This is a genomic window from Anaplasma marginale str. Florida (assembly GCF_000215485.1).
In the GTDB taxonomy this organism is placed as follows: Bacteria; Pseudomonadota; Alphaproteobacteria; order Rickettsiales; family Anaplasmataceae; genus Anaplasma; species Anaplasma marginale.
Genome location: NZ_AFMS01000184.1, coordinates 1 through 7,668, shown reverse-complemented (window position 1 = coordinate 7,668; position 7,668 = coordinate 1). Strand labels below are relative to the sequence as shown.

The following is a 7,668-nucleotide window of genomic DNA, read 5'->3' as shown; positions in this document are numbered from 1 at the left end:
GCGAGCTATCTGGCTGCAGGCATTCTTCTCAATCCTAAAAACTCGTGGGTTGGTATATAAGCGCACACCTCTACTTCTTGAACAGTCTAGCCAGCACTTGATTCATGCGGTTTGCAAAATCAACCGCGCTATTGACTTCTTCGCCCTCTATGATGCAGGCCTGATCGAACAGAACATGCACCATGTTCTCTAGCAATTCGCTCTCCCCGTTGTCTTTGTATTCCCTGAGCAGCCCACTCAATACGGGATGCTTAATATTGAGCTCGAGTATCCTGCTGCCCTTGTAACTAAGCTGTTTCTGCTCTCTCAAGAATCTCTCCATTCTAATATCCAACGCGTGTTCCGGCACGGCAAGACACACGAGGCTAGTGGTGAGCTTCCGCGAAACTTTTATATCACTTACAGAATCCCCCAGCACCTTTTTCATGTAATCGATAAAGGCCTCCACATTTTCCTTCTGCTGTGCGTCGTCAGTGTCTTTTTTTCTCCTTTTTTCTTCTTTGTGCTCTGCTGGTCATCACCTTCGGTAAACTTCTCCAGGTCGCTCTCGTCCACCCGCGTCACAGACTTAAACGGCACCCCCTTATACTCAAGCACCACGCTAGTCCAAAAGTCATCCACCGGGTCCACAAGCAGCACCACTTCAATCCCATTACTGACCATTCCCTCTATTTGCGGGCTGCGCATTGCGGATTCAAGGTCATTCCCAGATAGATAAAAAATGTGCTCCTGCCCGGGTTTCATCCTGGATATGTAATCTCCCAGACTTATAAGCTCCCCCTCCTTGCTGTTGCTGCTATAAAACCTACACACGGAGAGGATTGACTCCCTAGATTCGGTATCCATTGCCTCGCACAGGCCTTCCTTGAGCACCGGGCCAAAATTCTCCCAGAATGTTTTGTAACTTACCGGGTCACTATCCGCCTTTTCCCGGAGTGAGGTGAGCACCCGCCTGGTCACAGAAGCTTTGATCTTCTCGATCACCATATTGTTCTGCAAAGTCTCCCTGCTAATATTCAGCGGCAAGTCAGATGAATCAATCACACCCCTAAGAAACCGCATATACTGCGGAATAACCTGCACGTTATCTTCAGTGATAAACACCCTATTCACGTACAGCTTCACAGAACACCGCCTGTCCGGGTGAAACAAATCGAATGGCTTCACAGAAGGAACGTACAGCAAGTTTATGTACTCTATAGTCCCCTCATTCTTGTTGTGTATTACCATCCACGGATTGCTTCCTATGTGCGAAATAGAGCGGAAAAACTCCATGTGTTCGCTTTCAGAAATCTCGTCCTTCGGCTTTGTCCATATCGCAACCCCGCTATTGAGCTTTTCCTCGGTGCCGTCACTCGCTATTAGGTATATCGGGTAACCAACATGGTCGGAGTATGTGGTCACTATGTGCTCAATGCGGAACTTATCGAGAAAATCGAATTCGTCTTCCCTGAGTGTTAGGATAACCTTGGTACCCCTGCTTACATCCCCTTCAATTGTTGATACGGAAAAGACACCGTCGCCTGAAGACTGCCACCTGTGGCCAACTTTCTCCCCGGCCTTGCATGACTCCACAACAACATCGGTTGCAACCATAAACACCGAGTAGAACCCGACGCCAAACTTCCCGATTAGGTCACACCCCTGCGCCTTGCCACCCTTGAATTCCTCCAAGAATCTTTGGGTTCCAGAACTAGCAATAGTCCCCAGGTTGTCTATCAGCTCCTTGCGGCTCATCCCTATACCGTTGTCCCGCACAGTGAGCTCGCGCCTGTCTCTGTCTACACTGATAACAATCCTCAGCTCTTCTCCCGCCTCCATGAGGCTTTGGTCAGAGCAAAATAAATACCTGAGCTTGTCACAGGCGTCAGAGGCGTTTGAGATGACCTCGCGCAGGAAGATGTCCTTATTAGTGTACAGGGAGTGGACCACAAGACTCAGAACCTTGCCCACTTCAGCGCTAAATTTCAACTCCTCGACGTCGCCCATAGTACCCCCTACTCCAACCAATCCAACAGCTCTACTCTACCTAGCCATTAGGCACGAATTTTTCAAGCCCTGCTCACATAAAAATCTAATCGCCATAAACTCTCAACAGGCTCTCTACACTACTTTTGACCTCGGGGCTAGAGGCCGTATCTCCCAATATTTCACGCATAATACTAACGGCATAGTTTACATCCTTGCGCCTAAGTTGTAGCACCACCAAAGCCTCCTTTGCTGAAGATTTGTATACCCCATCCTTACTCGAGGCAAGGTGCATGAGCCTGCTTTCAAGCTCAGGGCCAGTTTCACCCAAACTCATAGACAAAACAACACTCAAATACTCAGCCAACTCTCTCAACTCACGGGCAAGCCCCTTAACCGCAGCCAGCTCCGCGTACATATCACGCGCGGCAGCCACATCCTTCTTATCCTTCACATAGGAATGCGCCAACCTAAACTTCGCCAGATGGGCACCTGCACCTTCATCACGCGATACTTCCTCCAGGCTTTTTATGCCTTCCTCACCGGTACCCTTTAACGCAAAGTATACTGCGTCACCACTTCGTTCAAACATCTCTTCGCGACGATTCTCAAACAGAAACGCAGCCCCAGAGGCGCCCAGCACAAGCAGCACTAAAACAACAACCAACCCCCTAAATCTTACGAAAAACCCCCTGACGGCCTCTCCTTCCATTACCTACACCAAACACATACCTCGCCATAGTACTGTAGTGACACCTATTCTCGTAGTCAAGGTTTTGGTGGTATCCAGAGATAATGCACCGGATATTGACTCAGCAACGCGGGTCCACCGGGATACAAACAGCCACTGCAGCGCATCGAAGAAATATGCCAGCGCCGTGATACACTCAACTTAGCAAATCTCGCGTATTAGGAACAGCAGTGCCATAATATTGGGCAGAGGCTTAGTAGCAACCCCCCATGGCAACCCAAGAGCACGAGAAAACCTCAGCTCTACAACCGGAACTACGGTAAACCACATCGACGGGTATGGAACCGCCGCCGCAGACCCAGCATGCAGTTAACTAGCTCTGAGACCACTGATCGCGGCTATCGCACAAGTCATTAATAATGCACTTATGGCACAGGGGAGCGCGCGCCTTGCACACATACCTCCCGTGTAAGACTAACCAGTGATGGGCATACAGCTTCCACTTTTCCGGAACAACCTTGTTAAGCGAGTTCTCCACCCCTAGGACAGTACTTTCCTTGACCAGCCCTATCCTATTGCTCACCCTAAAAACATGCGTATCAACCGCGATAGCAGGAATTCCAAACGCGGAATTCAAGAACACACTGGCACTTTTCTGCCGACCCCTGGAAGGTCAGTTAAGGCATCAAAGTCCTGTGGCACTACCCCGCCATAATCTTTTACAATTATCTCACTCAGCTTTATTATGTTCTTTGCCTTGGAGTTGTATAGCCCTATGCTGTCGATATAACCCTTCAGCCCATCTTCCCCCAAGGCTAGCATCTTCTGGGGTGAATCCGCCACATCGAACAGCTTATCTGTGATTTTATTGACGCTAACATCGGTGGTGCGCGCAGACAGCACTATAGCAACCAGCAAGGTAAACTCATTCCGGTACCGCAGCTCTATGCGTGGGTGCGGGTTATCCTCCGAAAACCTACCGAAGAGCAAATCAACGTCCTTCATTATTCTTCATCACCTGAAGGCCGCTCTTCATCTTCTTCCTTGCTGCCATCAACCACAGTGGCCACAGACACAACTTTTTCGCCTTTTTCGGTCTTAAACAAAGTAACACCCTGAGTGCTACGCCCGACAACTCTGATATCAGTCACCGCTATACGGATCAGCTTGCCTTTATCGGTAATCAACATAACCTGATCGGTCTGAGACACAGGAAAACTGGCAACCACATTGCCGTTTCTTACCGTAGTTAGAATGTTTACGACCCCTACTCCACCCCTGGAAGTGATGCGATACTCGTACGCAGATGTCCTCTTCCCAAACCCATTTTCGGTTACCGTAAGTATGAATTGCTCACTGCACGCCATCTCCAAAAATTGCTCTCGTTCGATAGTGTGCTCCTCGAGCATTGGCGCGACCTCATCACTGACCACACCACTGTGGGATGCAGCAACCCTGGCTTCCACCGGAATCTTCAGATAAGATTCCTTGAGTTCAGAGCTCGCCTCTATGCCATGCAGCACGGACATAGAAATCACCTGATCACCCGCAGAAAGCCTGATAGCCCTAACCCCGTCTGACGTCCTTCCACGAAACTGCCTCACATTACTCACGGCAAACCTGATGCTCTTACCCAACCTACTGGAAAGCAGTACATGATCAGCATACCCGCATACGTGTGCAGATATCAACTGGTCACCAGGAGTCAGAACCATAGCGATTTTCCCGCTCGATGGAACGTACTGAAAATCTGACAGTGCATTACGCCGTATGTTGCCAGAGGCAGTTGCAAATACTACATCGAGGTTCGCTATGCCTACCTCGTCGTCACAGCTAGGAAGTGGCATAACACTGGTAATGGTCTCCCCATCGGAGAGCGGGAAAATATTCACTAGTGATCTACCGCGGGAGCTCGGCTCACCCAATGGGAGCTTGTACACCTTGAGCTTATATACCTTACCCACATTGGAGAAGAATAGCACGCTGGTGTGGGTGTCCACCACAAACAGCTTAGTGGTGACGTCCTCTTCTTTTATGCCCTGGGCCACACGCCCTTTACCACCGCGCTTTTGCGCCCTGTAGTTAGACAGTTTTACGCGCTTCACGAACCCGTTCATGGTAACCGTGACGACCATCTCTTCCTTGGGGATCAGGCTTTCCGCGTCAATCTCATCAACAGATTGCTCTATAGCCGTGTTCCTGGGTGTGGCAAGCTTCGCCTTTGCATCAAGCAACCCTTGCTTGACTATATCCATAAGCAGAGAATCCGTGCTCAGAATTTTGGTGTACTCGGTGATCAAGGCAACCATGGATTCCAGTTCCGCCTCCAGCTTGTCTTTCTCAAGCCCAGTAAGGCGCTGTAGTCTCATTTCCAAAATAGCCTTGACTTGGGGAACGGTTAACTGGTACATCCCCCCCTCAACAACACCAGTACTGTCAGACACTAGCTCTATCATGTTTCTAATATCCGCGGAGGGGGCCCATCTACGCTCCCGCAGCGCGGCAGAAGCTTCCGCACTATCCTTTGAGGATTTGATAATGGAAACAACTTCATCGATATTCAGCACCGCAATATACATCCCTATGTACAGGTGCGCTTTTTCCCTAATTTTCTTGAGCCTGAACCTCGTCCTGCGGACTATAACTTCCTTTCTGAAGTCAACGAACGTGGCAATAATCTCGGGCAAAGACATAACCCGAGGCTTATTGTTTTCCAACACAAGCGTATTGATACTAAAACTCGTGCGCAGAGGCGTGAGCCCCAAAAGCTGATTGAGCACCACCTGAGAATCCACCTGCCGCTTGAGCTCTATGGCTACCCGCACACCAGATTTATTAGACTCATCGCGAAGATCCGCAACACCCTCTATCTTTTTCTCCTTAACAAGCTCGTGAATCCTCTCGACAAGCTTCGCCTTGTTGACCTGATACGGAATCTCATCAATTATGATGGCTTGCCTACCCGAAGGCAGTTCTTCCGTATGGGTTCTACCACGAACGACTATGGTGCCCCTACCAGAGGCAAATGCAGACCTGATTCCGGCGTCTCCCATGATCACCCCACCGGTTGGGAAGTCCGGCCCAGGAATTATGGCCATCAGCTCGTCCAGGGTGATCTCAGGACGCTCTATATACGCTACACACGCGTCAACAACCTCACCCAAATTGTGCGACGGAATGTTCGTGGACATCCCAACAGCAACCCCACCTGCGCCGTTAACCAACAAGTTTGGAAACTCGGCAGGCAGTATTACGGGCTCCTCCTCATTCTCGTCATAGTTGGGACGAAAATCTACAGTGTCTTCGTCAATGTCATTAAGTAGAAAGTGCGCGGCCTCAGACAACCGGGCTTCTGTGTATCGCATAGAAGCGGGAGGATCACCGTCTATCGAACCGAAGTTTCCCTGGCTATCAATCAGCGGCACCAGGAGGGAAAAATCCTGAGCCATCCTCACCAACGCGTCATAAATGGCGGTATCCGCATGAGGGTGATACCTACCCATTACGTCACCCACAACGCGGGCAGCCTTTTTGTAGGGCTTGTTGTGATCATACCCAGACTTGTACATAGAGTACAAAATCCTTCTGTGAACGGGCTTTAAGCCATCGCGGATATCAGGTATCGCCCTGCTTACAATAACGCTCATGGCGTAAGAAAGGTAGGAGCTCTCTAACTCCTGCTCTATGGAAACCGGTAAAACGCCCCCGCTCATCTGGACAAGGAACACCACAATCTATAAGACCACCCATCTTAATTCCCCGAATCACCGAGGTCAAGGCAATTGTTTGCAGAACACACACCAAATTCAAGTCTGAAATGTGCCCCGCATCCCCAGCAAGCAACGCCTTGTCTCGGTTGCCGTGCGGCTATTACACCTCAAAGTATGGCATAGCTGATATACACAACATCTGAAACGCACCGTAGCGTATCACCAAATTACGCAGTTTAAAGTCGCGGATGGAAGCAGGTTACGCAACGGACCGTTGTCCCAAAGTAGCAGATTGTGCCGGTGTGACTGAAGCATAGCTGGATATTGTTGTCAATGGGGTGGTGCCTGTAGGTGTACCTCCACTCGCAGTCGATGCGGCATCTCCCCCACCCGTTGTGCTTCCTCTGGTGGCCGTAGGTGCGGACGCAGCAGCAGTGGGCCTCTGTCCCGGAGAAGTAGCAGATTGTGCAGGTGTACTCGGTGTACCTTGAATGCGAGAGGAGTCCTTTGCCTTAAGTGAACCCGCAGAAGAGGCTAGCGCAGTTTTTTAGCACGATCAACAATACTGATGTAATTCTCAACAAAACCAAGTATTTCACTTGGTAACTGTCCAAGTACCGCATTCTCCGCTAGTTGTTGCTTACTGGACTGTGTCGAGTCGTATCGTGCAACGGTGGTAAGCGCGCTCTTAACGTCTCCAGGCGGCCCAGTACGAGGCCTGTACTTTTCATCGATGGCACGGAGGGCTGTGTATGCTTTGCGGTTTATGTCGATAGCGCTAAGTTCCTTGCGTAGTTTGTATTGCTTATCGATTGCTCCCGTAGGTGTACCCTAATCTGGCGAGGAATTCTCTACCCCAGATATAGTATCGTCCGCAACAGTAACTGCAGAAGCAACACGTACACCACTAGAGTGGTGTCCCCCCATCACCAGCAGTACCATTCGGCATAGCAGTACTATCATCCATAACACACACCACACAAAGTTAAGGAATTAATAACATATGAGTGTGTCACAACGTTGTAAAACTCTCAACAATAAAGTACGACTGCACACTCCTTTACATCAAACTCTCCGCTATAGAGGAGGCAATTGTTGTGGTTGGATTTAGAATTTTGGTGAGGGAAAGGCTTTTCGCCTCCCCCTTCTGTCTTCAGCAAACTTTTTGGCTAAAGAGCGGCCCCTTGCGCTTGCTGTGCCGGTGCGAACAAGATATCGTCGAGCGTTGCCGATGGACCGGCACCTCTTAAGCTAAGACATGCGTCCCATGCGATGCATCCTGCACTACTCGCTATATGG

2 protein-coding genes and 2 pseudogenes are annotated in these 7,668 nt (G+C 49.8%); all 4 read right to left on the bottom strand.

What is annotated here, in order from left to right; translation table 11 throughout:
• Positions 1-70: 70 nt before the first annotated feature.
• A pseudogene (gene htpG, locus GAC_RS05010) lies at positions 71-1,989 on the bottom strand (molecular chaperone HtpG).
• Between the two features lie 85 nt (positions 1,990-2,074).
• The gene (locus GAC_RS05005; RefSeq protein ID WP_010267354.1) at positions 2,075-2,680 is read right to left on the bottom strand and encodes a hypothetical protein; all 606 of its coding nucleotides are present in this window, start codon (positions 2,678-2,680) and stop codon (positions 2,075-2,077) included.
• A 352-nt stretch (positions 2,681-3,032) separates the two neighbouring features.
• A pseudogene (gene nth / locus GAC_RS05000) lies at positions 3,033-3,664 on the bottom strand (endonuclease III).
• Positions 3,664-6,372, bottom strand: a complete 2,709-nt coding sequence (gyrA, locus tag GAC_RS04995) for a DNA gyrase subunit A (RefSeq protein WP_010269688.1) — start codon at positions 6,370-6,372, stop codon at positions 3,664-3,666. Before gyrA ends, nth begins: the two are co-directional and overlap by 1 nt.
• Positions 6,373-7,668 lie beyond the last annotated feature (1,296 nt).